This is a genomic window from Deltaproteobacteria bacterium, from assembly GCA_016180855.1.
In the GTDB taxonomy this organism is placed as follows: Bacteria; UBA10199; UBA10199; order JACPAL01; family JACPAL01; genus JACPAL01.
In genome coordinates, this window is the sequence record JACPAL010000015.1 from 141,482 (window position 1) to 166,595 (window position 25,114).

Annotated in this window: 25 protein-coding genes; 2 read left to right on the plus strand and 23 right to left on the minus strand. The window is 52.2% G+C overall.

The window, feature by feature from the left end; genetic code table 11:
* Position 1: 1 nt before the first annotated feature.
* The 15 genes from HYT77_08250 to HYT77_08320 all read right to left on the minus strand — a co-directional run bounded on the left by HYT77_08250 (position 2) and on the right by HYT77_08320 (position 15,769).
* Complete coding sequence (locus HYT77_08250) at positions 2-2,464, minus strand: MMPL family transporter (protein ID MBI2067987.1); 2,463 nt, start codon at positions 2,462-2,464, stop codon at positions 2-4.
* A gap of 75 nt (positions 2,465-2,539) precedes the next feature.
* A complete protein-coding gene (locus tag HYT77_08255; GenBank protein MBI2067988.1) occupies positions 2,540-3,379 on the minus strand; it encodes an inositol phosphorylceramide synthase in 840 nt (279 codons plus the stop codon).
* A 1-nt stretch (position 3,380) separates the two neighbouring features.
* A complete protein-coding gene (locus HYT77_08260; GenBank protein MBI2067989.1) occupies positions 3,381-4,286 on the minus strand; it encodes a diacylglycerol kinase family lipid kinase in 906 nt (301 codons plus the stop codon).
* The gene (locus HYT77_08265; GenBank protein ID MBI2067990.1) at positions 4,283-5,374 is read right to left on the minus strand and encodes a (Fe-S)-binding protein; all 1,092 of its coding nucleotides are present in this window, start codon (positions 5,372-5,374) and stop codon (positions 4,283-4,285) included. Before HYT77_08265 ends, HYT77_08260 begins: the two co-directional genes overlap by 4 nt.
* Complete coding sequence (locus tag HYT77_08270; GenBank protein ID MBI2067991.1) at positions 5,371-5,961, minus strand: FAD-binding oxidoreductase; 591 nt, start codon at positions 5,959-5,961, stop codon at positions 5,371-5,373. Before HYT77_08270 ends, HYT77_08265 begins: the two co-directional genes overlap by 4 nt.
* A gap of 7 nt (positions 5,962-5,968) precedes the next feature.
* The gene (locus tag HYT77_08275; protein MBI2067992.1) at positions 5,969-7,513 is read right to left on the minus strand and encodes an FAD-binding oxidoreductase; all 1,545 of its coding nucleotides are present in this window, start codon (positions 7,511-7,513) and stop codon (positions 5,969-5,971) included.
* Positions 7,497-7,877 (minus strand): hypothetical protein, encoded by a 381-nt coding sequence (locus HYT77_08280; protein MBI2067993.1) that lies wholly within the window; start codon positions 7,875-7,877, stop codon positions 7,497-7,499. The genes HYT77_08275 and HYT77_08280 overlap by 17 nt, the downstream gene beginning before the upstream one ends.
* A complete protein-coding gene (gene glpB, locus HYT77_08285; GenBank protein MBI2067994.1) occupies positions 7,871-9,169 on the minus strand; it encodes an anaerobic glycerol-3-phosphate dehydrogenase subunit B in 1,299 nt (432 codons plus the stop codon). Before glpB ends, HYT77_08280 begins: the two co-directional genes overlap by 7 nt.
* A complete protein-coding gene (locus tag HYT77_08290) occupies positions 9,166-10,824 on the minus strand; it encodes a glycerol-3-phosphate dehydrogenase/oxidase (protein ID MBI2067995.1) in 1,659 nt (552 codons plus the stop codon). The genes glpB and HYT77_08290 overlap by 4 nt, the downstream gene beginning before the upstream one ends.
* Before the next feature lie 3 nt (positions 10,825-10,827).
* Complete coding sequence (tolB, locus tag HYT77_08295) at positions 10,828-12,102, minus strand: Tol-Pal system beta propeller repeat protein TolB (GenBank protein MBI2067996.1); 1,275 nt, start codon at positions 12,100-12,102, stop codon at positions 10,828-10,830.
* Entirely contained in the window at positions 12,062-12,835 is a 774-nt protein-coding gene (locus HYT77_08300; GenBank protein MBI2067997.1) for a TonB C-terminal domain-containing protein, read from the minus strand. The genes tolB and HYT77_08300 overlap by 41 nt, the downstream gene beginning before the upstream one ends.
* Before the next feature lie 14 nt (positions 12,836-12,849).
* Positions 12,850-13,272 carry a protein TolR gene (tolR, locus tag HYT77_08305; protein MBI2067998.1) on the minus strand — a complete coding sequence of 141 codons (423 nt, stop codon included), beginning with the start codon at positions 13,270-13,272 and terminating at the stop codon, positions 12,850-12,852.
* Positions 13,273-13,274: 2 nt separating this feature from the next.
* Positions 13,275-13,946, minus strand: a complete 672-nt coding sequence (locus HYT77_08310) for a MotA/TolQ/ExbB proton channel family protein (GenBank protein MBI2067999.1) — start codon at positions 13,944-13,946, stop codon at positions 13,275-13,277.
* A gap of 23 nt (positions 13,947-13,969) precedes the next feature.
* Positions 13,970-15,139 carry a sulfate adenylyltransferase gene (gene sat / locus HYT77_08315; protein ID MBI2068000.1) on the minus strand — a complete coding sequence of 390 codons (1,170 nt, stop codon included), beginning with the start codon at positions 15,137-15,139 and terminating at the stop codon, positions 13,970-13,972.
* Positions 15,140-15,163: 24 nt separating this feature from the next.
* Positions 15,164-15,769, minus strand: a complete 606-nt coding sequence (locus HYT77_08320) for a pyridoxamine 5'-phosphate oxidase family protein (GenBank protein MBI2068001.1) — start codon at positions 15,767-15,769, stop codon at positions 15,164-15,166.
* A 66-nt stretch (positions 15,770-15,835) separates the two neighbouring features.
* Between HYT77_08320 and HYT77_08325 the strand changes: the two genes are divergently transcribed.
* Together HYT77_08325 and HYT77_08330 are read left to right on the plus strand one after the other, a co-directional pair.
* Positions 15,836-16,516 (plus strand): hypothetical protein, encoded by a 681-nt coding sequence (locus HYT77_08325; protein ID MBI2068002.1) that lies wholly within the window; start codon positions 15,836-15,838, stop codon positions 16,514-16,516.
* Positions 16,513-18,267 carry an O-antigen ligase family protein gene (locus tag HYT77_08330; protein ID MBI2068003.1) on the plus strand — a complete coding sequence of 585 codons (1,755 nt, stop codon included), beginning with the start codon at positions 16,513-16,515 and terminating at the stop codon, positions 18,265-18,267. Before HYT77_08325 ends, HYT77_08330 begins: the two co-directional genes overlap by 4 nt.
* Here the strand turns inward: HYT77_08330 and HYT77_08335 are convergent.
* The 8 genes from HYT77_08335 to HYT77_08370 all read right to left on the minus strand — a co-directional run bounded on the left by HYT77_08335 (position 18,264) and on the right by HYT77_08370 (position 24,875).
* A complete protein-coding gene (locus HYT77_08335; protein MBI2068004.1) occupies positions 18,264-18,953 on the minus strand; it encodes a collagen-like protein in 690 nt (229 codons plus the stop codon). The genes HYT77_08330 and HYT77_08335 overlap by 4 nt on opposite strands.
* A gap of 100 nt (positions 18,954-19,053) precedes the next feature.
* Positions 19,054-20,520 carry a DASS family sodium-coupled anion symporter gene (locus HYT77_08340; protein MBI2068005.1) on the minus strand — a complete coding sequence of 489 codons (1,467 nt, stop codon included), beginning with the start codon at positions 20,518-20,520 and terminating at the stop codon, positions 19,054-19,056.
* Positions 20,489-21,700, minus strand: a complete 1,212-nt coding sequence (locus HYT77_08345) for a hypothetical protein (GenBank protein MBI2068006.1) — start codon at positions 21,698-21,700, stop codon at positions 20,489-20,491. The genes HYT77_08340 and HYT77_08345 overlap by 32 nt, the downstream gene beginning before the upstream one ends.
* Positions 21,660-21,938 (minus strand): MoaD/ThiS family protein, encoded by a 279-nt coding sequence (locus HYT77_08350; protein MBI2068007.1) that lies wholly within the window; start codon positions 21,936-21,938, stop codon positions 21,660-21,662. The genes HYT77_08345 and HYT77_08350 overlap by 41 nt, the downstream gene beginning before the upstream one ends.
* Positions 21,939-21,952: 14 nt before the next feature.
* Positions 21,953-22,414, minus strand: coding sequence for a M67 family metallopeptidase (locus HYT77_08355; protein MBI2068008.1), 462 nt, complete (start codon positions 22,412-22,414; stop codon positions 21,953-21,955).
* Between the two features lie 7 nt (positions 22,415-22,421).
* Positions 22,422-23,321: a pyridoxal-phosphate dependent enzyme gene (locus tag HYT77_08360; GenBank protein ID MBI2068009.1), complete on the minus strand. Its 900-nt coding sequence runs from the start codon at positions 23,319-23,321 to the stop codon at positions 22,422-22,424.
* A 58-nt stretch (positions 23,322-23,379) separates the two neighbouring features.
* Complete coding sequence (locus HYT77_08365) at positions 23,380-23,634, minus strand: NIL domain-containing protein (GenBank protein ID MBI2068010.1); 255 nt, start codon at positions 23,632-23,634, stop codon at positions 23,380-23,382.
* Between the two features lie 11 nt (positions 23,635-23,645).
* A complete protein-coding gene (locus HYT77_08370) occupies positions 23,646-24,875 on the minus strand; it encodes a threonine synthase (GenBank protein ID MBI2068011.1) in 1,230 nt (409 codons plus the stop codon).
* Positions 24,876-25,114: the final 239 nt, after the last annotated feature.

The following is a 25,114-nucleotide window of genomic DNA, read 5'->3' on the forward strand; positions in this document are numbered from 1 at the left end:
TTCACCCGTTCGCCGATTCACTAACCGTTTCTTGGGTTGCCAGCTCCCGTTCTCGGAGTCGTAGGCAGCTCTTCTTTCTCTTTTGAAGAACATCCAACAGAGATGGAAACCAAAACAGCGTAGTTATAGCGCAGCAGGAAATTCCGAGACAGCAGAGTGTGCCAAAGGAGCGGACCCCGCCCATATTGGCAAAAATGAGGGAGCCGAAGCCGATGAGGGTCGTCAGGGCGGAGCCGACAATCGGCTGAAAGCTCTTTGTATAAACCTCGCCAAGTTTCAGGTGGGGCTCGGAGCGGACACGCTCATAGAAATGGATGGTGTAGTCATCTGCGGTTCCGAGGATAATCGGCAGGGCAGCCAGATTGATGATGTTAAAAGGAATCCCCAGAACTCCCATCCAGCCGAGCGTTGCCAGGAGCCCGACCCCTAACGGGATAAAGGCGGTGAGTGTTGAGGAGATTGTCCGGAAATTGATCAGGAGTGCTCCCAGAATAGTGAGCAGGGCAAATCCGATCACATATTTCCCCTCGCGCGAAAGCATTTTGACGATTTCATAGAAGAGAGTTGATTCCCCCGACGCATGAAAGGGGCCTGAGCAGTCGGGACACTGTGCCTCCCGGACCTCTTCTACAAATCTCATGAGTTTTTCGCTCTCCTGTATGCTGAAGTTCGGGAAGATGAAGACCATCCTTCCCAGGCCCCCCTCGCGATCGCTGAATTTTTGTGTGATCTGAACCGGCAGGGAATCGAGTCTGATTTTTTCCGGCCTCAGCATAATCTTGAAATCCTCATAGGCACCGCGTTCTTCAGGCCCAAGCCTTTGGAGGATGGCGGAGGTGAAAAGGGAGCGGATCTCGCGTACTATTTTGATCTTTTCCTCCTGATCCTCCGGCACGAAATCCTGGAGGGAGAGGACCGTTTTGAAGGTGGTTCCGATAGAAGAGGCCCGCTGTTTTTTCTGGACCTCTCGAAGGGACGAGGCGAGTCGTGGGGCATCCTCGGGCACCGTTGTTAGAACCACTTCGGGATTTACGGTGCGATTAAAAATGGTGTCCACCTGCTGATCCAGATTTTTTGTCTCCTGTTCCCCCAGAATTTTGTTCAGGTCGTAATCAAACCGGACTTGCGGAATCATGATGAGCGGAAGGAGGAGCAATAGGGAGCTGGCTATAAAGGTATATTTTGAGAAGACCCATTGGGCGGAGAAGGAGAATCTTCTCTCTGTCTTGAGGAATCCGGATTTGGAGGGGAACCACTTTTCGGTCAGGAGGACGAGAGGGGGAAATAGGAAGACAAAGGCGACCACGCAGAGAATGATACTGATTCCGGCAATGATCCCGAGTTCAAAAAAGGCCTTGAACCGACTGAGAGAGAGGGCCAGGAACGCGGCGGATGTTGTGAAAGAGGCGGCGGCAAACGGCCGCCCCAGATGTTCGACCGCCTCAGAGAGGGCCTCTTCAACAGACCTCCCTTCCTGTCGGTGGCGTTTCCATTCTGAGAAGATATGGATGCCGTAATCGGCTGCCAGTCCCAGAACAATAGCACAGGCGGAGGCGCTAAAGAGATTAAGTGAGTGGAAGATCCAATAGGCGACTCCGAGTGTCCAGCTGAGACTCACGATCAGAGGCAGACTGATGAGAAAGACCGGTCTCAAACCTCGGAAGTGAAAAATGAGATACAGGATCGCCCCCAGAAGAGAGATGAAAGAGAGGAGCGTGGCATCTCTCTCAAGGATTGTCCGTTGAGTTAATGCCTTAATGTAGGGACCGGTGAGACGGACCGATAGGCCCGGGTCGTACTTCTGAGGATTCAAGTCCGCGATGATCCGGTTTAGATCCGAAACAAACGGTTCTGTTTTGCTAATTTCCGTGGCTCTCCAGTCGGGCTTGATCAGGGAGACAAAAAGTGTTCCTTCCTTGTTTTGATACCGGTGGGTTCCGCCGAGATAGGATTGATATTCCTCTCTGAGTTTTGTGAATTCCCCCGAAAGGTCAGTGGAATTTTCTTCCAGGTCAATAAACAGGTTTGTCTTTTTTAATTTTTCCTGACTGATCTGTCTCTGTATCTTATCTTTCAGGTGGGCTAATTCCTCTGCCGTGAGATAAAGGAGACCGTTCTTTTTAATAAATTGGTGTGGTGGCTCATCGTCGATGTATCGGATCCCTTTGTGTCGTGAGACCGCCTGCCGCAAGTCGCCTAAAAACCGGTCTGCTGCCTCGGCGTTTTTGCTTTCGGTGGCCACGACAATAAAGCTCGCACCGCCGACGATTCGATCCAGTTCTTTAGCCTGGATAACGGCCGGATGATCATCGGGGAGGAGATCGCTAAAGCTGCTTCGAATCTCAATTTTTTTTGCCGCCAGGACCGAGAAGGTGGTTATGAGAAGACCGAGCAAAAGGACGACCACCGGATGACGAAGTGTGATCCTGGCTAAGCCCTTTAATAGGGATGAGAAAATGATCATAGGAACCTGCTATAGTATTTCAACTTTTAGCGGATACGACTGTACCCGCTAAAAGTTAGAAATACTTATGGTTTATCAACAAAAATGTACTAACCAAAAGCTGATCAAGGAATAAAAAGCACCCGCCAGCAGATCGATAATATAGTGGTGGCGGAGGTAGACGGCTGAGAACCAGACAAGCGCAGCGAAGCAATAGAAAGGGATCACCCCCTTTTTGAAAACCTTGTGGGCAAAAAGGATGACGAGTACCGGAAATCCGGCGTGCATGGAGGGGATTGCCCCAAAGACCCAGGCACTCCTGGCATAGAGGTGCTCAAAATACGGTATTCCAATCCATTGATCAAAATAAACAAGGCCCGCCACATTTCCTGGGATCGTCCAGTCACCCGGGACGAGGCCGTATTGTTCCACGTACCAAGGGGGTGCGACCGGGAGCAAAATGTAGGTAAGAAAGGCAAGCAGGTTTACGAGCAGGAAGGCCCAGGCAAAGTGTTTTGAGAGAGGACGATGTTTAAACCAGGTCCAGAGAAAAAAGCCGATCGGGACAACGACATGAAGGGAATAGGTGATGGCCGTCAGTAGATCGAGCGGAAGAGAGTGGTGTGAGGCGAAATATTCGTTCGGGATGATACGGGTTCCATGATAGGAAAATCCGAAGAGGCTCTTTTCGAGCTCATACGGCCAGATAACATGAATCGGGCCGGTCCAGGATTTTGGAATGGCACGGAGAAAATCGTAGAGAACCCCAAAAAGGGCTAATGGCAGGAGATCAAGGATCAACTGCCGGCTCTTCTGATGGGCATAATATCCCGTCAAAAGAAGACCGACAATAAAAAGATGTTCTGTGCCGACCCCGAACAGGAGTTGTACGGAGAGAAGATACAACGCAGCCAAGATGAAAGGGAGCCGCTTCATGTTACGAAAAGAGCCTCAGGGCTTCCGGAAGGACCTCCAGATGGAGCGGCAAGGTCCCGATCTGTTCCCCATCAATATCGAGAGGGACAGGAAAGGACGAGTTAATCTCAACCCTGCGGCCACGCCGCATAGTGACCTGTGGAAGATGATCGAGTTTCCCCGCATACAGGGCCGGGAGTACAAGTGGCAATCGGGTGGGAGAGAGGTCGCGGACAAGGGTGATGTCAATGAGACCGTCCTCAAGATTGGCGTGTGGGGCAATCCGCATCCCCCCACCAAAGCATTGGCCGTTTGCCAATGCGATCAGGAGGGCCTTTTCTCTCCAACCTCTTTCGCCATCAACAACGATCTCCATCTCATGACACTTGCGATGACGATACGCTTGCAAGGTGGCCAGAAGATAGGCGGCGCTCCTTCCAAAGAACCTTCGCGAGGTATGGAGTCGCTCCAGGACATCAGCTCCCAAGCCGGCATCAACAATGTTTAAAAAAATTCTTTTCTCTTGTTTTCCCTTTAGAGTGAATTCAATTTTACCGACATCGATTTTCCTTGTCTGACCCTGTTTGAGGGTTGCAACCTGATGGAACGGATCGTTCGGAATCTTCAGGCTTTTGATAAAGTCGCTGCCGGTTCCCATGGAAAGAATACCCAAAACAGGCCGGTGCCTCTCATCGATTTGAAATAGGCCATTGGCGACTTCATGGATCGTTCCGTCTCCGCCACAGGCAATGACCCTCGAGAAGTTTGCAGTCTTACCAGCTATTTTCTGTCCCTCCCCCCGTTTCTTGGTAACCTTTATTTCAAAAGATCCGAGGGCCTCTTTAAGACGGGGTTCGAGAGTTGGCCAAAGCGCCTTTGCGCGCCCCCCACCGGCTGTGGGATTGATGATGACAAGGGATTTGCTCATGACAGTAGATCCAGAAGCCCCATGACTTTTATTTTCGGATCGATTGCCTTGAACCGGCAGGCACATTCGGGTGAGGCGGTGACTAAAACCGAGGCGCCGGTTCTCTTGAATTCTTCGATACGGTTCATGGTGATTTGTCTGGCTGTATCGGGAGATGAGATTGGCAAGAGTCCTCCCGCGCCGCAACAGGAACTGTTCGCTCGATTTGTAAAAAATTCAACCGGCTCGACACCGGTTGCTGCTTTGATGAACTGACGGGGTGGATCATAAATCCCTCGAGCCCGACCCAGATGACAGGGATCGTGATAGGCAATCCTTTGACCTGCCCTAAGCTCTGGCAAAGGGTGAAGGGAGGTTGGGGGGATTTTTATTTTCTCCACAACATGATAAAACCGCGTTGAAAACCGGAAGCCCAGTTGACGATATGTCACATCGATTGTTTGCAGGCAGGTCGGCGATCCGACAATCACCTCCCGGTACTTTTGAAAGGCATGGATGTTGATCTCGGCAATCTCCCTGAAATTCTCGATGTCCCCCGCAGCATAGAGTGGATAGCCACAACAGAGGATCGGTTCGTGGAAGAGTTCGAGGTCGATCCGACACTTTCGAAGAAGTACAAGGGCATGCGCCGTCGATTTTGGAAAATGTTGGATCTCGGAGCAACCTGGAAAGTAGGCGATCTTTTTTAGTGGCGTGGAGAATTCCCTTGGTAATAGCGATTTCATTTTTTTCTGGAGATCAATCCCAAAGGGATTGCTGAATTTTTGGAACTGTTCCGCATAAGTGAGTATGGAGGGAGGCGCCACTTTGGCCGCAAACGCCTTCGCGCGATAATGGAAAAGGGTTTCGGGGACCGGGTTGTCGAGCTCACACGCCCCTTCAGAAGCCTTGCAATCAAGGCATTTGTAGGCGAGTGAGGCGGTCTCGCGATTAAAGGGGAGAATCCCATTCTCTGATAGTTTCATGGCACTCATCTTCCCCCACGGGGTCGTCGCCTCGTTCTGATCCGTCTCCGCGACGGGACAGGCATAACGGCACAATTTTGGACAGGAGTGGCAGAGGGAGGTCGCTTGATCGGGGCTTTTCATCTCTCTCTCCTTATGGAACAGGTTCCCCCTGTTTCCTTGACCATCTTGTGAACGGTCTTTAGGCCTGCTTCCACACTCTCCCTCGATCCACAGAGTTCTATCTCCAGTTCCTGCGAATTCATCTTTTGAAGCGATCGAAAGCTGACCCCACTCCCCAAAAATCTCTTGAGAAAATTCTCCTGATTTCTCTTTTTCCATCTTATTTGAAGTGCGATCTCCCTCTCGGGTCTTGGAGAAACACGGAGTATCACCTCCTGAAGGGTCCCATATTTTTTTGAAGAGCCGATAAATATTTTTTTGAAATCAGGACCCGTTGCTGCTCGTGGGGCCCTCCGGGTCTGGATCGGGCCGAACGGCGTGTTAACGGACAGGGCCATACAAATATTCTCTATTTCACCGTATCTCGCTGCCCAGCGATTCGGAATTCTCTTTTCGAGGGCCTTTTGAAGGGTTAGCTTGGTTCCGGCTTCCGGTTGATAGCCGAGGGTGTATTTCTTCTTTCGCAAATAGGTCTCCAGGTCAGCAATCAATAATGCCGCCGGGCAGGTGGCTGTCAGAGAGATCTCGTCGAGAAAGATTTTTTTCATTTTTCCCTCACCCCATCATTTCGAGCCCCATCTTCCCCGGATTCATGAAGTTGTGGGGATCAAGCTCTTTCTTGATCCTTTTAAAGAACCTCATGGCCCCCCCCAGCTCCTGGGCAAGCCATTCGGCTTTGAGCAACCCAATCCCATGGTGATGGCTGATCGTTCCACCTGCGGCAAGGGTTGCCCCCATCGCCTTCCTCCAGACCTGGCGATAGCTCTCGAGATTCTTCCTGGCGGAGCCCGTATGTCCTATCACTGTAAAATAGATCGAACAGCCCTCCGAATAGGCATGCGAAAAATGGGCCAGGACAAGGCACTGTTTTTTAAGCTCCCTCCGGACACCTTCATAAAGCGCTTCGAGGCGATCCCATGTGGCGGCGACCTCGATGGTATCGACAAAACAATCCTTTTCCAGGAGGTCTGGCATCTTGAAGGAGACGCTGTACCTCTTTTTGAGCCAATGGAGTCCCGGTTTTTCACCCAGATCGCGTGCAATCCGTTCCTTGCAGATTTTGAGTGCCTCCTTTTCCTGATGACGAATGAAATCTGCGTCCCCCTCGAATCCGATAATCAGCAGGCATTCGGCAGGGGCTAACTGAAACAAGGTTTGTATCCAGTCGGGATGATGCAAAAGGGCGTGAAAGGCATTTTCCTTCAGGCTGCTCAAGTAGGGGAACTCCGAAAGAAATTTCTTCCCTGTTTTTTTTCTGTCATCTGCTTCGTAACCGTATTTCAAAAGGAGGGAGTCAAGCTCGTCATAGAGACGAATAACAGAAGGGCGGAGACCTGTCTGCATGATGTTGCGGATTGCCCGGAGGGCGGAAGAGAGGCTGTTAAATGAGATGCCACGGTATCTGGCGGCTGGGGCCATCGGATGGATTCTCATCCGGGCACGCGTGATGATCCCGAGTGTCCCTTCCGATCCGACAAGAATTTCTTTGGGTGCGACCTCCGGATATTTTTTGATCCTTCCGCCGAAAGGAACGATTGTGCCCAATGGCAAAACCGCCTCGAGATCCTCCACCATCTCCTCAATCTTGCCGTAACGGGATGAGAGCTGCCCGGCCGATCGGGCTGCAAGATAGCCGCCAAGTGTAGCGCAAAGAATCGAAGAAGGAAAATGTCCGAGGGTGTATCCCCGTTCGTTCAGTTTTCTTTCGAGATGTTCTCCCAGGATACCGGACTGAATCGTTGCCACATAATGGGGATAAGGGTCATCGACTCTTTTGATTGTTTCGAGAGACGCCATCCTTTTGAGATCGATCATGATGCCACCGCGGAGTGGGAGGGTTCCTCCGGAGACACCGGAGCCTCCCCCAAAAGGGATGACGGGGATCTTATGGTGATTGGCGGTTCTCACAATTTTTGATACCTCTTCCGTTGTTTCCGGCCAGCAGATAAGATCAGGCAGATGGGGGTGAAGCCCCGCCTTCATTTCCAGCGTGGAACCGCTCATCATATCCCTGCAATAGAGGGCCCGATTAACGGGGTCGACAGCCACACGGCTGGGTCCGAGGAGATTCTCGAGAGTCTTTTTAATGGAGCTCTTCATTTTTTCTCTTTATAAAATTGATCATCTTCCTCAGGGGGACTTTTCTAGGGCAGATCTCCTCGCACCGCCGATATTCCTCATTCGTATTAAAATTGAGGGGAATGTTTCCGATAAAATTAGGGATCGACCGTACCAGGAACGGAAGTGAGGCGGCGCCAGAAAAGTTGGAATCGCAGAGCCCACAGGCGAGGCAGTCTGAAAATCGATGCTCTTTGTCCTCAAGCGTGTAGGGAAGAATACGGTCATCGTTGTAACAGGCGTGGAAGCGTTCAAGGGCAGGTTTTTTTTTTGAGAAGGCATGCAACAAAAGAACAGCGATGAGATTCCAGGCGAGGTTCGAAAGGGCATGGAGTCTCTTCAGCATGCAGCGAACCTCCCGGCGATCATTCCTGTGGCAACCGCCACCCCCATTCCGCATCCCTGGCTCGCCTCCTGGTAGCCGGTCAGGAGTGAGCCGGCGGCCCAGAGGTTTTCATAGAGGAGGTAGCCTCTTTGATCAACCGGCTGGAAGTGAGCCCCAACGCGGACCCCTGCCTCAAACAAAGGATGTGAAGAGAGAAAGTTGGGCGAGGTCAGGCGCGATGGTTTTGTGCCATCAACCCGTTTCCCTTGGGAAAAAAGTGGGAGATTGAGGATCGGTTCGCGCAAGGCCTCGTCGCTCGCCAAACCACCGCCGATATAACGCCCTGTGGCAAGGATAAGATTTTGCACCTCGATTCTTTTTCCGTCGGATAGCTCCAGATGAGTGATCCTCTTGGCATGAGTGGCTGCACCCTTCACCTCTCCTTCCAGGTAATCGATCCTTCCTCCCTTAAAGAATTTTTCTATCTGGCGGTGCAGTCGTAGGCCCGGGAGTGACGGGGGGGTTCCCGGCATCTCAAACCATTTGATGGCGGAATTTTCCCGGAGCCGTGTCATGAGATGATTGGATTGCTCCAGCCCCATGACAGGTGGAAGCGCCACATGTGTGGCCCGAAATTGTTCGGCCGCATCGATCAATTGATCGTAAAACCGGTCCTGCCGTGATTCCTGATCCAGACGGAGGGCAAGGTCCATCGGTGAACCAAGGAATCGAAACTCTCGGAGAGAGAGAAGGGTCGATTTTGTCTCCTTCAGGTAGACTTCCTTTTGAGTCGATAGCTGCCTTTTCAGGACTGCCTCTGCGAGGGAGGGAAAGTAGGTCCCAAGCCCACAAAAACCGACGAGCAGAAGACGGGCCTCCCGCATGTCGAGCAGATTGCCCGTTGATTGCATCGGTCCTACGTAGGCCGTCACCTTGGGTGTGCCGAGCGGTGTCAGGGCAAGGAAAGGTTGGCGCAGGGAACCACGCAGGTGCAGGGACAGTTCGGAAGAAAGACGCTCCAGTGCCTTGCCGACGAAAGAGATCGGATCTTCCTTCTTTTGAATCAAAGAATAAGGGTGATCTGACTCGAACCGCAAGAGTTGTTCCATGCAGGTCATTGCAGAAGGGATCTCGTTCCATGGAGAAGCAGACGTTGGAGGAGAAAGGGCAGCGACGTCCCATGTTCCTGATGAGAGTGCGGTGGCGCCAGGCTGCCCGGAAATGACCGTGACATGGGTCCCGTGTTGAAGTGCCTCCAGTGCAGCAGCCGCGGCGGTGATTCCAGAGCCAATGATCGTGATCCTTGAAGTCATTTCATAACTCCCAATCCGAAGACCCCTTGATAGACAATCTGGAGAATCTCTTCCTCCGCAACCTGGACTCCATTCAAAACGGGAGATCGTGCCTTCCAGGATTCCTCGAGAAAAGAGCGGAGTTCGTCCAGAGGTCCCCTCTGATCCAGCCAGGAAAGACCCGCATTCTCTTCCTCAAGGATCGCGAGGGCGGGGAGAAGACATTGCGCTCCCTGGCACGATCCCATTCCGAGTCGCGTCCTTCTCTTCAGATCTCCCAGGGTGCAGGCCCACTCCTCACGGATTGCATGACGGATCTCACAGACGGTGACGGGTTCGCAGGGGCAAAGAACCGCCTTCTCTTCCGGTTTTTCGGAAACTGATTGAAGAACCGTTTCAACATGACTTCCCTGCCTGCTGATGATTCTCTCTGCGATGTAAGGGTGGAGATCAAATTTTTTGGCAACCTCTTGAGGAAGAGGAATCGTATCGCCTCCTGGAAGCGGCACCTCATGGGTGGTGCATCGGGAATGTCGCCCCAATTTTTTACAGACAAGATCACTCGCCTCTTCCGACATCTGCCGATAGGCTGCCAGCTTTCCGCCCGCCATGGAAAGAAACCCTTTTAGGCCATCTTCCTTCTCATGATCGAAGATCTTGTGTTCACGTGAGAGGGAATCCTCGGATTTTCCATATCCGAAGAGGGTTGGACGGACTCCGCGGGTTGTTGAGACGATCCGTGCCTTCCGGATCTCAGGATAGGACTGTTCCATTCCTTGAAGCAGATACTCCACCTCATCTTCGGTGACCGGAATATTGTCGAGGTCGCCATAGTAATCGTCGTCGGTGGTGCCAATGAGGGTCCGGTTATCGTGGGGGTTAAAGAAGATTTCTCTCCCATCAATACACTTGGAAACAACCGCGACATTACTGATTCGCCGGTCCAGAATGAGATGGATCCCCTTGGCGGGGCGCAGGCGGATCTTAACTCCCGCCATGTCACAAATTTGGGGAACCCACGGGCCGGTTGCATTGAAGACGATTTGGGCGCGGTATTCGAGCAGTTCATCAGTCCGTCGGTCATGGGCGATCAGGCCGATAACCGTCTCCCCCTCCCGCCTGATTTTTTTTACTTCGGTATGGTTTTTGATGATGGCCCCATATTCGTGGGCGGCCAAGGCATTGGCAATACAGAGCCGATCGGTCTGGATTCCCCATTCATCGAAGGTAACCGAACCGACGACATCGGGGGAGATCCCCGGTTCTAAATTCAGCGTCTCCTCGCGCGTGAGACGGAGGTGCTTTTTCCCTCCCTTGAGTTCCGAGAAACGATCGTACGCCTGAAAGTAGGCATCAACAAGCAGGAGACGGATCTTCTTTTTCCAAAGAGCATCATCCCGCACCTCTGGGTAGAGAAATGGGGTTCGAAAACAGAGGTGGGGGGCAATCTTGCGAATGTATCCCGCGTCTTGTGAGGAGAGCTTCGTTGTTTTGACATCGCTCATGAGGTACTTCGGACCGCCGTGGATCATCCCGGAGGAGGCACCGGTCGTCCCGGCCGAGAAATCGTTTTTTTCAATGAGAAGGACCTTGAGACCGCGCATGGCGCAATCGCGGGCAATGCCGGTACCGTTGCAACCACCGCCAATGACAATGATGTCGAACTGTTCCGGCATATTTTAATCGAACCACGGACTCCAAGACGGCTGTGTCGCTCCCCCTTTTGGTCCCACGGGTGTTTGATTTGAGCCATCCTCTTTCATGATAAAAAGTTGTAAGGCGTCGTTTCGTGTGGAACCGAAGACGATCATTCGGCCGTTAGGTGCCCAGGAAGGGCTTTCATTGTCCCCTTGATTGGCGGTTAACCTCTGGATCATCGAACCATCGGAGTTCATGATGAACAGATCCCAGGCCCCGGCGTCCCGTGCCTGAAAAGCGATCTTGTCGCCGCGGGGTGACCAGACGGGGTTGTCGTTATGATAACCAACATAGGTCAGTCTCCGAATCTCTCCCCCATCATTATTAGCGGAAAAGATGTGGAGCCGTCCTGCACGCTCCGAGGCAAAGACAAACCGCTTTCCATCCGGTGACCAGGAGGGATTGATGTCGATACCAAAACTGTTCGTTAGCTGGCGCAAGACCTTCCCCTTGGAGCTGAAAAGATAAAGCTCGGTGTCACCATCCAGGGCCGAGGCGACGGTAAGATACCCTTGTCCCGTCCAGCGGGGCGAGAGATTGATATTGTTGTTTTGAGTGACCTGATAGGTAGCGCCCGAGGCGTTTACGGTAAAGAGTTCCGGGATGCCATCAATATAAGAGGTATAGACAATCTCATTGCCGGCCCCAGACCAGTCAGGGGAGAGGCTGATGGAACGATGATTTGTCAATTGACGCTGGTTTTTTCCATCCATATCCATGAGGCAAATTTCCTTGACCCCCTTCTTCCTTTTACTGGGTTGACAGACATAGGCGATTTTTGTGGATGAGACGCCCCGTTCGCCAGTCAGCTCCTTCATGATCTCATCGGCAAAGTGGTGGGCGACCGTTCCGACCTCTCCCTCCTTGGCCCGATAATTCCGGTTAATCAGCTGTTGACCCAAAAAAGGGTCGTACAGATAGAGCGAAATTCTGATGCCGTCCTCCAGGACAGAGTAGGTTCCGCCGGCGACCGCCTGGACCCCGATTAATGTCCAGGAGGGAAATTGGATCTTGTCCGGCTCCAGAGAGCCTTTTGGATAATCCGATCGATCGACAACATCAAACAGCCCTGTCAGGATCAGGTCATTCCGGATCTGCTCTGACAACCCCTCCGACCATCCCTTGATTTTCTTGGGTCCGTCGGTGGGGAGATCAGCAATCGCGATCGGGAATGGCTTGGGAGACGGTTCGTTTAAGAGGATATAGACCCGTGCCTCACTGTCCAGAGGCAGCAAGGGCAGCAGGATTGAAATCAAAAAGAATCCCCTCCTGAGCCAGCTCCCACCGCAGTTTTTCCGGAGGGAGAGGGAGAGGAAGGGCCTTTTGAAGCGCTCGCAGGGCCGATGCATCATACGATCCGTTACCCGATTTTTGATCCCAGATTGTTTCAATCGCCTCACCCCGCTCGTTAATACGGACGATCAGTCTGCAAATCAATCCTAAATTCGGATCCCTCAACTTGTAGGACGGGAACCATTCCTCCATGATGATTTTGGTGACCTTCATCTTGTAGAGAAGCAATTCCGGATCATCGGGCGGGACCTGACTTCCCGCTGTGACCCCCTCCGGAAAGCCACCATTCTCTCCCACAGGAATTTGTGCTGCCTCAGGGATTGCTGCCTTCCGGCTGGCGACCTCCTGGCTTGCCTTGGCGAGGATTTTCTCCATTGCCTTCTCTTCGGCTGTTTTTAGGCCACGGAGGGATTTTTTGGGCCCCGAATAGATCATGTTTGAATCCTCTTTCCCTTTTTTCATTTCCGGGATCTCCCTCTTTTGATCCTCGATCGTTGTTTTCGGCAGGCCTTCGGATTTTTTCATGCTGGCCCCGAAGGTTCCGGTCACCCCTTTGGGAAGAGTGATCCAGGTAATCTTCTGCTCGTGATGGCGGTAGGGTTTGAATGGCAGGTAGGGTGAAAAAATCAGTAAAAAGAAGGCAACCATATGACAGGCTAAGGACCAGTAGAGACTTTTTCGAAGAGTAATTTCCACACGTTCCGAGAGACTTACGTTTTTTCCTTTTCTTCTTCGGTCATCATTCCAACCCGTTCGACCCCAGCCTTTTTGAACAGAGCGATCGCCTTGACAACGATTCCATAAGCGGTCTTCCTGTCGGCCTGAAGGAGGATCTCTTTTCTTTCGCGGCGTTTGAAAACGGCCTGCAGCTTCTCCTCGATGTTGTCGAGGGAATAGGCGGTTTTGTCGTCTAGAAGGAAGATTTTTCCTTCCTTGTCGATCGTGATAATAACATCTGACTCCGAGCGCTTCATGTTAGGGGCCGCTGTCTCAGGGAGGTCGACATCAAGACCTTGGGAAATGAGGGGTGCCGTGATCATGAAGATGATCAACAAAACGAGCATGACGTCTACAAAGGGGGTGACGTTGATTTCGGAGAGAGGTTTTCCTTTGTCGGAATTATGAATCCCCATGATCAGTTAAGGCTGTCTCTTTCAAGACGGTCAATCAGGTCCTCTCCAAAGTTTTCGATCTCCCGGGTTAACAGCCGGATTCGTCCAACAAAGTAGTTGTAAAAAATGACGGCCGGGATAGCGGCGGCCAGGCCGACGGCGGTGGCGATCAGCGCTTCGGCAATGTAAGGGCCGACAACCGCGAGGCTCGTTGAGCCGGCGCGGCCGATCTGCCAGAAGGCGGCGAGGATTCCCCAGACGGTTCCAAAGAGACCGATGAAGGGTGCCGAACTGCCCGTGGTTGCGAGGAAAGGAATATATCGTTCAATACGTTCGATCTGTTCGTGGATCTCCCGTTCAACCCTCCGGCGAATGCTGAGACCCGACGATTTTTTAGTCCCCTTTTTGAGCAGGTCACCGGCGGCCGAGCGAAAAATATTAGAGAGGGGGCTCTCGATAGAAGAGTATTTACCCAGAAGATCTTCGAGGTTTTGGGCCCTCATGAACGCCTCCAGAAAACGGGCGGAGGTGAGGGTCAGTTTTTTGAATTCCTTCTGCTTGAAGTAGATGATCGCCCAGGAGGCGATCGAGAGGGACAGAAGTGTCAAGAGGGTCAGTTTGACGACGATGTCAGAACCCCAAAAGATTTGGAGGAGGTGACCGTTTCCCGAAGCAGCGGCCGTTGAAGAGAACATTCTCTTACCTTAAAAGGGGGAGACTAAGGTATCAAGGGATTTTTGTAAGATTCAATCAGGATTTTTGCCACCTCAGGTCGGGAAAATTCCGGTGGTGGCAGTTCCCCTTTCAGGAGCAGTTCGCGGACCTTTGTGCCGGAGAGAACCACACGATCCTCGGCGGGGTGAGGGCAGGTCTTGTTCGAGACCATCTCTTCGCATTTTCTGCAGAAGAAAGAATGATCAAAAAAGAGCGGTATAATTTCGATCTCTTCCGGGCTGAAGGCATCAAAAATTTTGTGGGCATCAAAGGTCCCATAATAACTTCCAACCCCGGCGTGATCACGCCCCACAATAAAATGGGTACAGCCATAATTTTTTCGGACGAGGGCATGGAAGATTGCCTCACGTGGGCCGGCATATCGCATGGCGGCCGGATTGACGGAAAGAAGGACGCGATTGGGGGGATAATAGTTCTGAATGAGCACCTCATAACAGTTCATTCTTACCGAGGCCGGGATGTCATCCCCCTTTGTTTCACCGGCGATCGGATGGATGAGCAGACCGTCACAGATCTCCAATGCACACTTCGTCAGATATTCATGGGCCCGATGGATCGGATTACGCGTCTGAAAGGCGACGATCCTCTTCCAGCCTCGATCTTCAAACATCTGACGGGTCTCCCTTGGTTCTTTTCGGTAATCAAGAAAATCATTATGGGGGATCTGATTCAACAGGGTGATTTTACCCCCCAGATAAACCGGTCCCTGCCGATAGAGGGTGGCAACCCCCGGATGGACCCCTTCGGTTGTTTTGTAAACCTTTTCGGCCTCTTTTTTGGCATCGTAATGAAATTTCTCCTCGAGGTGAAGGAGGGCCAGCGGTGCGCCAGGGGGCTCCCCTACAAGGGCAACATCATCTCCAGATTTTAATTTCTTCGCCTCTTCTTCTGTCACCGACAACGTAATCGGGATCGTCCAGGGGAGTCCACTCAGAAGCCTCATCCTTTCAACGACCGATTGATAATCTTTTTCCCCCATGAACCCCTCAAGGGGGGAGAGTCCTCCCGAGGCAATCATCTCCAGATCGCTCGTCTCGCGAGGTTTGAGGGTGAGAGAAGGAAGGGAGGGGATTTTTTTAAGCCACCGGCTGCTCTCGGAAGCCGTTACCCGTCTGTCGATCAGGCGGCCACCGTGTGCTGGAATGGGAGACATGGAGGGTTTGTGTAAGGGTTTTGCTCAGCCTTGTAAAGGGCCGAGATCACGGCCGTGCAGAAGTGTAACGCGGTGGGATTCCCATTCCTCTCCCTTCAGATAATGGATGTTCCGGCAGGCCTTGAAGAGGTTCTCAGGACTGATCTCATAGATGTCCCACAGGCAGGGCTTGATCAGAACGATGCCGAAGGTTGGCGGATGCCGCCCGAAATCAAAACCGGGACCGAGCCCCTGCTCTGAAACCAGTTTTTTGTAATCGAGCCAGTAGCCGATCCGAAAAGGGAGTCGGACGAGGCGCCACATCTGGTTTACGAGCGCCTGTTCCGGACTCGTTCCTCCTTCGTGAAGCTCTGCGATTCCCTCCCACCGAAACTGAATCTGGCGAAAACTATCCAGGTAGCATCCTGCTATCCTGGATTGCAGTTTAAGCTGTCCCCACTTCGCCGATTTGACATTGGTGCCAAAGGCAAAGATCTCCTTGTCGGGGAGGTAGCGGAAATGGATCGATCGGACCCTCGGCTCTCCCCGCTCATCAACCGTTGCCAGTTGACCGTAGGCAGGATGCTCCTGGTCCGTGAACGCCTCAATGAGGAGCTCTCGATACGGTTTGGGGAAGAGGGGGGACGGCATAACGGTCGCCTTCTTACCCGTACTTTTTGTTGTTTTCAAGGGGGCACTCCAGTATAAAGCCGGGGCATGAGTGACGAGATCAATCTCATCGCCTGCTGCAGGACGCTCTGGTTGCGACGGTACTTTATCCTCGTGATCAGCCTCATAGCACCACTTGTCACAGCCTCCGTACTGTTTGTCTTGAATAAAAAGGTTCGGTATCGGGCCGAGGCGAGGATTCTCCCTGTTGAAGAGAAGGGGCAGGGGATGGTTGTCGTTCTTAAGGACCCTCCATTGGAGGGGAGTCAACAACGCGGGATTCTTTTGAGCACTGAAGAATTGATGATCATCCTGCGAGGATATCCTATGGTTGAACGTGTCTTGCAAAAGATGGAACCGGAATTACTGATACACGAGGATCAGTTTCGGGGGGCTGAGCATGATGCAAAGCTAGAATCTTTATTGGACATGGTTAGTATTAACCGTCCCCCCGGCTCCTATTGGATTTCAATTGAGACAATCACGAGAAAGCCGGTCTTGTCGGCCGATCTGGCGAACACCTTTCTGGATGTTCTGGATCGCTATCTTTCGGAAAACCGGTTTCGGTTCAACTATGTCGTCCTTTCGCGGGCACTCCCCGCCAAAGGGCGCTTTGTCCAACCGATCTGGCAGCGTGTCTTGCTGGCGTTCATCGGCGGTTCCCTTGTTGCGATCTTTCTCGTGTTCGTGATTGATTTTTTTAAGGAACAAAAGAAGCAATTTTCGTGATCCGAACCCTCCTTGCTGCCTGGATCCTGCTACTGCATTGGACTTATTCAGCGGACTGGCCGCGTCCTTACGACGACTGGAAGAACACCGTTTTTTATCTGGGGGCGGGGGTTTTCGGTCTCGTTTTTGTTCTCAAACAAAGAGGGAGTTTTTTGGAAAAGTTGGCCAAACCACTTCTCTGGATCGGACTTTACTTGGCCGTTTGCCTTGTTTTGATTCAAGTGCCGGCATATGAGGGTTATCTTGCTTGGGCACGGCTCCTCCTCTGGGCCGGCCTGATCGGCCTCTTAATGCAGACTGAAAAAGATGATCTTCTGTTTCTTGGCAACCTCTCTTTGCTTTCCGCCTCATTGATAGCAGCCCTGGCCTGGTCGGTTTACTGGATGCAGTACCACGAACTTTCTTTCTTTCATTTCACAACGGCCTACACCGCCAATGTCATCCCCCCGATCGGCCATATCAGCTATTTTGGTGATTTTGCAGGTCTGCATATCCCACTCGCCGTTTGGTTTTTGGTTCGCGGTGGAACGAGGTGGCAAAAAAAACTTGGGGCACTCTCTTTCATCCTTCTCCTCGGGGGGGCATGGATCTCCGGGACAAGGGCGACGCTATTTGCCATTTTCATCTCGGTCTTGTTTGCCCTTCTGCTTTTCCTCAAGGCAAAGATCTTGAATCTCAGACAGGCCGCTTTGCTCTTTGTTGCCTTTTTGTGTCTCCTTGCCGGCCTTGCCCTGTTCCAACCAAGCGGATTTCGTACCCAACCTGTCTTGACCAGGGTGACGGAGACATTTCAGGCGGGTCGTCCGGAAAAACAGGCAACAGTTTTGGGAGTCAAGGCCCCCGTTGAACTCATTACAGGGACACGAACGTTGGCCTTGTATCAATCATTCAAAATGTTTTTGGAGAGACCGCTCCGGGGATGGGGGGTCGGGAGTTTTCGGTTTGTTTATCCCCCCTTCTCGCAGTTTCCACGACCGAACGAGGATTTTTCAGAGAGGAGCTGGTTTTATCACCCCCATAATGAATTTGCCCACCAGGTGGTCGAGGGCGGCCTTTTGGGACTTGGCCTCTTCTTGGCCCTTTTTGTGCTTCTTTTTGTCAAGGGGATAACGGCGTTGCAGAAAAATTCGGTCGAAGAGATCGTTCCAGTTGTCATTGCGTTGTCCGGGCTGGTTTTCCTGATCGTCAGTTGGCAATTCAGCACGACGTTTTTGAATCCCCTGATTCGATTGATGACCGCTTTTTATGTCGCCCTTATTTTAAAATACCCTCTCCCCTTGGCTTGCCCTGAGCCATGCCGAAGGGCGGGAGAGGGTAAGGGTGAGGGAGGCCTTTTTTCAGTGAGGTGGATTGTTATTCCCCTCGTCCTGTTATTTTTAGGCTCAACGACTCTTTTAGGTTCCTATCAATTGAGCCTTTATTACATGCTGCATGGGAAGAGATCGATAGAACCGGCCGACAAGGAGAAATATTTAAGCCGCGCCGTCCATTTGGCCCCAGGGGCTTTTGATCCGTTGCTTGCCTGTGTGGCGTGGCGTGGCGGGTATGAGGGGTATCCCAAGGTTGAGCGGGAGGTTGAGAGACTTCTTAAGAATTACCCGCACGTTCCCCTCGTCTTATACCATGCCGCCCTCTTGAGAATTGAACAAGAGAGGAACGAAGAGGCGATCCGTCTGCTGGAACAGGCACTCCAGATCGCCCCCGCCTTTAAAGAGGGGAAAAGGGTACTTGAGATTTTGAGCCCCAGCTAGGGCAACAGCCCACTTGTCTCGGCGCAGACAATAACACGGTTCAGTGTAACAGTCGGCCAGTAGGATGGTACTGTATCCCAACAGACTATGGTGCTAGTACAGTATCGTACATTGGAGCTGATGCGCTCACCCTCGTCATTAGCTGCGTAGTGCCACAGACGAAGCTGGACATCATCGGCATCACAGGCAAGCGTAGCAACGGTTCCATCAACTCGACAATTGTTGGTCCAATCCATTGGAAGCGTACCTCCGTACATATCGACTACATAATCGGGGTTGTACTGACATCTGGCGGTTATCGTGTCACTCCTGGTATAGAATGCATCTCCCGCCGACCCATCACACTCGGCTGGGCAAGAGCCGGTTGCCCCCATGGGGCCTGCCGGTCCCGCTGGTCCGGTATCGCCCCGCGCACCAGGTGCTCCCGGGGTCCCTGCCGGTCCTGCTGATCCAGTTTCGCCTCGTGCTCCAGGGGCTCCCGGTACTCCTGCGGGTCCAGCCGGTCCTGGTAAGCCTCGTGGTCCAGTTGGACCTGCTGGCCCTCGGGGGCCTTGAATAACAGGAACCTCATTCCTACCACGACATGGATTCTGCTGACACTGGGGTGCGGCCGACAGCTGTCTGAAATATCCACTCCCCAGAACGATTAATATAGCTAATGCTGCTAAGTTGAAAAAACGTCCCATATGACCTCCCTTATTTTTGATTGGGCGTGGAGCTAAATAACAACAGGAAACCAACACAAGGGGCAATTCTATACCTTCCACCGTATCTAGCAAGAATTTTTTAAGGGATCTGAATCCCCAGAATCGGCCACCAGAATTTGGCGGTCAGCATCAGGAAGATCCAGGAAAGGGAGGTCATCGCCAATCCCGCGAGTACTACCTCTTTGACCCGGAGGTAACGGCTTGAATAGGCCAGTGCAATCGCCGGCGTACTCATCGGCAGTGTGTAATTCAAGCCGGAGGCGGAGGCGATCAGACAGACGATCACCTTCGGATCAAGATGGAACGATCCCGCAAAGGAGAGTGAGATCGGCAAGAGCATCGCGACAACCGCCGAATTGCTGACCGCCTCGGTCAGCACCATCGTGAGAATCGCGATGAGTCCTATCAACATCCAGGGGGAGGTGATGTGGGGAATGACATAGGTTTCAACCAACCAGCGACTGGCCCCTGTGGAGCTCACGATCGAACTGAGGCCGATCGCCCCGCCGTACATCAAGACGATCCCCCACTCGACATTCTCCTCGAGCGCCTTCCAGTCAACGACCTTGAACATGAAGAGCAGCACGACGACGAGAATGGAGATCGTTGCCATTCCGATCTTTGTTCCCCAGAAGATCCACGCCAAAATTGCCCCCATCGTCAGGACGAGCAGAAACTGCTCCTCAAGACGAATGCGCCCCAATTCCCGAACCCGCTCTGAGATTATGCGGTCGGCCTCGTAGACTGACTCAACATCAATTTTGAAAAAGCGGGTCAGGACAAGATAGGCGGAGAAAAAGAGCAGGATGACGATTGGAATGACTGTTAATGTCCACTCTATAAAGGTGATCGGGGTATGCCCGGCCTCCTGCATGATACCGACGGCGAGCGGGACCCTTCCACCACCGAGCATCGTGGCAATACCGCCCACAACACAGCCCCAGGCCATCGCGAGAAACAGGAGTCTTCCGTAAGAGCCTCCTTTGGGGACGAACTCAAGCGCCTTGGAGATCACAACCACGAGGGGGAGCATCATCGCCGCAACCGCATGTTCGCTCATGATGAAGGAGAGGAGTGAGGCTGTGAGCAGGATCTGGAAGATGAGGCGTTTGGGTGAGTGCCCCGATTGTCTCAAGAGAAAGAGGGCGATCCTGCTGGAGAGTCCTGACTTAAGCAGCGCTGCAGCAAGGATCAAGACCCCCAGGATGAAGAAGACCGGTTCAGAGCCGAAAAAAGAGAACGCCTGTTTAGCCGACAACACCCCCATTAAGGGGGGGGCGACAAGCGCAAAGAGCCCTGTGATCGCAAGCGGAAGCAGGTGAAAAACCCAGAGGATGAGGCAGATCAGAAAGACGACGAGCGAGCGAAAACCTTCCACGGAGAGTCCGGAAGGGGGCGGGGTGAAGTAAGAGTGATAAAGGATCCAGCCCAGCAGGAGGTAGACGGGGAAACGCCACCAGCGGGAGAGGATGACAATCGGCAACGGGCGTGTGTCGATCTCAATATTCATGGGGTTACCGGTATCCCGCGGGGTGGTGTTTGACACGGAGACGTCTTCGTATGCCGATCATGCTCCGGCGCACCTTTCTTCCAAAACCTGTTTCATAAAATTTTTTCAGGGCGAGGTGGAACCCGGCTGATTTTTCTGAAAAAAACCGTCCCTCCAGCGGCGTGAGGAGGACATCCTGTTGATGAACCCAATGGGGTGTGTTTTTCACTTGGACGAGCCGTTCAAAGAGGTGCGTATAAAGAGGGGTCACCTCTTCCGGTTTCATTTTCCACCGTTCGCTTAAAGGCGAATGGGGTGATGGGGGGAAGTAGACGAGCAGGGGGACAACACCGCGCTCAACCAGGAGATCGATCCCCTTCTGCGTATCGCCCATCGGTTCCAGTCCTATGACGAGGTGAGACAGGACCGCCCCTTTAGGGAAGATACGGGCGGCATATTCGATCGTTTCGAGGTATCGCTTTTTATCCTCCTCCGATTTTTTGTTGCCGGTCACCTGATGTGGGGCAAAGTCGCCGAGGTCGTAGTAGACGGCATCAACCCCCATCGCATAGCTCTGATCGATCCAGCTATTACTTTTGGGGGGGGCGAGGTCGAGCGAGATGAGGATATCAATATGTTTGCGGATCTCCGTGACCCAGGGGGTGAGCCAGACGATGCCGCCATCCTCCGTTTCGACATGACCCGAGGAGAGGTGCACGACATCACAGGAGGTCTCTTTCAGAACCGTCTGGATCGCCTCGATCAGATCCTGTTTCGAAAAGGGGGGATGATTGCTGAGTTCCCTGGAGGAGCCGCAGTAGCGACAGGCCAGGCCGCTCAACCCGAAACGACACGGTCCTTTGGGGTGAACCGCGATGAGTCCACTGTGAACCGTGAGGATGTCGGAGATCAAAATCCCGCTTCGGGTCTTTTTATGGTAACACTTGAGAGGGGGCACCCACTGAACCGGTGTTTCTTTTCCGGAAAAATTGAGGAAAAATCGTTTTCCATGATGAAGCAGCGTAAAAGGGGTCTGTTGCTTGTCGGAGGCCTGTTGAACGCTCACGGAAACTCCCTCGGGAAGGATGAGGTGAATCAATCCAAACGGATTGGTGAGTGGCGAGGGGAGACCTTCTCCGAGATTGATCCCCGAGGCGATCAATTCCAGTTTTAAAAGGCCGGTGTTGGTTGATTCTTTACCTTCCGCCGGCAATGGCTGGGACAATGGAGATTTCATCACCATCCTTAATAGGAGTTGCCTCTCCCTTCAAGAAGCGGATGTCTTCGTTATTGACATAAAAATTGATGAAGCGCCGAAGCGATCCTTTTTCATCGTAAATTCTCTCTTTAACACCGGGGTACTGTCGCTCCAGATCGACCAGGATCTCTTTGACCGTTCCTCCGGCGGCGGAGACCTCCGCCTTGTTTGTGGTAAGCTTCTGAAGGGGGGTAGGGATTCTTACTTTTACCGACATGGGACCTCCTTAAATTAGGGCAATCTATTTACGACAAAATCTTTCACCCTGTCATCCCAATAATATTCGTTCGCTTCCTTGAATTTTTGATTCCAGACAGAGATGACAATATAGGAAATTCCCGGGAAGAGCGGCTCCCCCCAAGGTGCGGCGACCAATCGATCCTCGTCCGAGAAATAGGCGTCGTGATCGGTGTGGGAATGGACGACCGATTTGATCTCCTCGTTACTTTCATGGGCCTCTCGGGCTATTTTTTGATAATCAAGGCTGTCGATCAGATAGGCCGTCTTTGAGGTGCGGGGGTAGGTGGTCGGGTCCTTGGCATGCATTGTATCATAGATGTTCTTGCAAGCGATGAATCGGGTCACTGTTTTTTGCTCTTTGGGTCCGATGAGTAGCCCGCAGGCCTCGTGGGGGTATTTCAATTCGGAGTGGCGGATTATTTCATCCAAGGTTGATTGGCAGAGGGTTAACATGATCTGCTCACCCTAAATACCGATCTCCATGATCTGGAAAAAGCGTTACGATTACCCCTTCTTTCAGTTTTTCGGCGACCTTCATTGCCCCTAATAGCGCCGCTCCGGAAGAGTGTCCGACAATCAATCCCTCTTCGCGGGCCAGACGTTCTGCAATCTCATAGGCCGGTTCCGTTGGCATCGGGATCTTCTGATCCAATTCTTTCTCCTTATAAATGCCAGGAACGATTGCCGTCGCCATATGTTTCAACCCCTCAAGTCCATGGAGCGGGTTATCCGGTTCTACAGCGACCACCTTGATATTTTTGTTATAGTCTTTGAGTCGTCGTCCCGTCCCCATGAGGGTACCGCTTGTCCCGATCGTTGCAACAAAATGGGTTATCTTCCCGTCGATCTCACGCCAGATCTCGACGCCGGTCGTATCGTAATGGGCCTGCGGGTTGAATCTGTTGTTGTACTGGTCCGGCATAAAATATTTTTCAGGATTTTCCTTAAACAGTTTTTTGGCGAGACGGATTGCCCCATCAGAGCCTTCCATGGGGGAGGAGTAGGTGATTTTGGCACCAAAGGCGGTGATGATCTGTTTTCTCTGCTGGCTCACGTTCTCCGGCATTACGAGTTCTACGGAGAGGCCCAGGGCGGCCCCGATCATTGCATAGGCAACCCCCGTGTTCCCTGAGGTGGAGTCCATGATCACCTTCTCTTTTGTGAGCTCGCCTGATTTTACTCCCTCCTGAACCATACGGTAAGCAGGGCGGTCCTTCACCGAGCCACCTGGATTGAAGTATTCCACCTTGGCGTAGATCTTAACCTTGCCAGACCTGACCTGTGGAATCTCGCTCCCAACCTTCCGGATTGGGACCAGGGGAGTGTCACCGATTTTGTCTAGGATAGAAGCAATGATCATAGCGCGTGTTACTCCTCACCCCTAAAGAGTTTCTTGTTCGCTCGGGAGAAAAGGGAAATCATTCAATCACGTTGATCTCGATCGGTTCCACCTTAACCCCTCGCTTGCGAAAATATTCAAACGCCTCTTTCATCTTTTGTTCCGTCCCTTCCAGTTCAAGGGCAATGAGGCCGACATGATCGTCCACGCTGGCAGAGCGGATATTGAACCGTACCCTGCAACGGTCGTACATGTCGCAGATAATCGCCTCTTTTGTCCTTTCACCGGGAAAGGTGAGGTAGACCTTTCGTTTAACGATTTTTTCCTTTGTCATCGATCCCTCCTTTAAGAATGATGCATGAGAGTTTCAAATTCCGACAGGGAGGCATTAATCACCTTGGGGGGTGGGATAAACGGTGCAACCGCCTCCTGAGTCTTGAGTCCATTTCCCGTGATGAGCAAAGCGACCGACTCATCCTTTTTAATAAACCCTTGTCGTATCAGTTTTTTGGCAACACCGACGGTAACCCCTCCCGCCGTCTCCGTGAAGATTCCTTCTGTTTCGGCCAGCAACCGGATTGCCTCGATGATCTCTTCATCATTCACATCCTCCCCGGTTCCACCCGATTCCCTCATGACACGCATCGCATAAAATCCATCCGCAGGATTTCCAATGGCCAGTGACTTCGCAATTGTCTTTGGCTTGACAGGCTTGAAAAGATCCCATCCCTCCTTGATTGCGGTCGTGATCGGTGAGCAGCCGGTCGCCTGTGCCCCGTGGATCTTGCACTTTTTTGAAGAGATCCACTTAAGGTTGTGAAACTCTTTAATCGCCTTTGAGACCTTCGTGATGAGTGAGCCGCCAGCCATTGGCACAACGACATGATTCGGAAGTTTCCAGCCCGATTGTTCGATTGTTTCGTAGAAGAGGGTCTTTGATCCCTCTGCGTAGAAGGGGCGGATGTTGATGTTGACGAAGGCCCATTGATATTTTGCGGCAATTTCACTGCAAAGGCGGTTGACCTCGTCGTAGGTCCCTCTGATGCCGATCAGGTTGGTTCCGTAAATGGAGGTCCCGAGAATTTTGGTCTGTTCCAGGTCGGAGGGGATAAAGATGTAGCTTTTCATCCCGGCTGCGGTGGCATTGGCAGCAACAGAGTTGGCGAGATTTCCGGTGGAGGCGCAGGCCGCTATCTTAAAATCAAATTCGAGTGCCTTGGAGAGGGCAACCGAGACAACACGGTCTTTAAAGGAGAGGGTTGGGTAATTGACTGAATCATTTTTGATCCAGATCTCTTTTACGCCGAGTGCCTTGGCGAGTTGTTTACCTCGAATGAGAGGCGTGAAGCCAACCTCTCGTCCGACGGTCGGCTCGTGATCAATCGGAAGAAGCTCCCGGTAACGCCACATTGACGGTTCCCTTTTGAGGATCTTCTCTTGAGTGAGATGGCGTGCAATCTCGTCATACTTGTAGGTAACCTCCAGAGGGCCGAAACAGTATTCGCAGACATGGATCGGCTCCTTGGGGTATTCGTGACCGCACTCGCGGCATTTGAGGCCTTTAACGAAAGACATTGAAATATCTACTCCTCTTATGTCCCAAGAAAACCATGACTGACAGCTTTACCGGGAAATCATGACTGACAGTTTTATCTGGTCTCGGTAATCTTGCAACCTTTTTGGAGGCGTCAAAAATTTAACGAACGCCCGCTCTCGTGACCGTCACCCCCCCAACACCCATCGGGTATTTTCCCACCCATTTTCTTTTCTGACCCCTCAATTTTCTGATTGATTTTATGGGGATAAGAATAGAG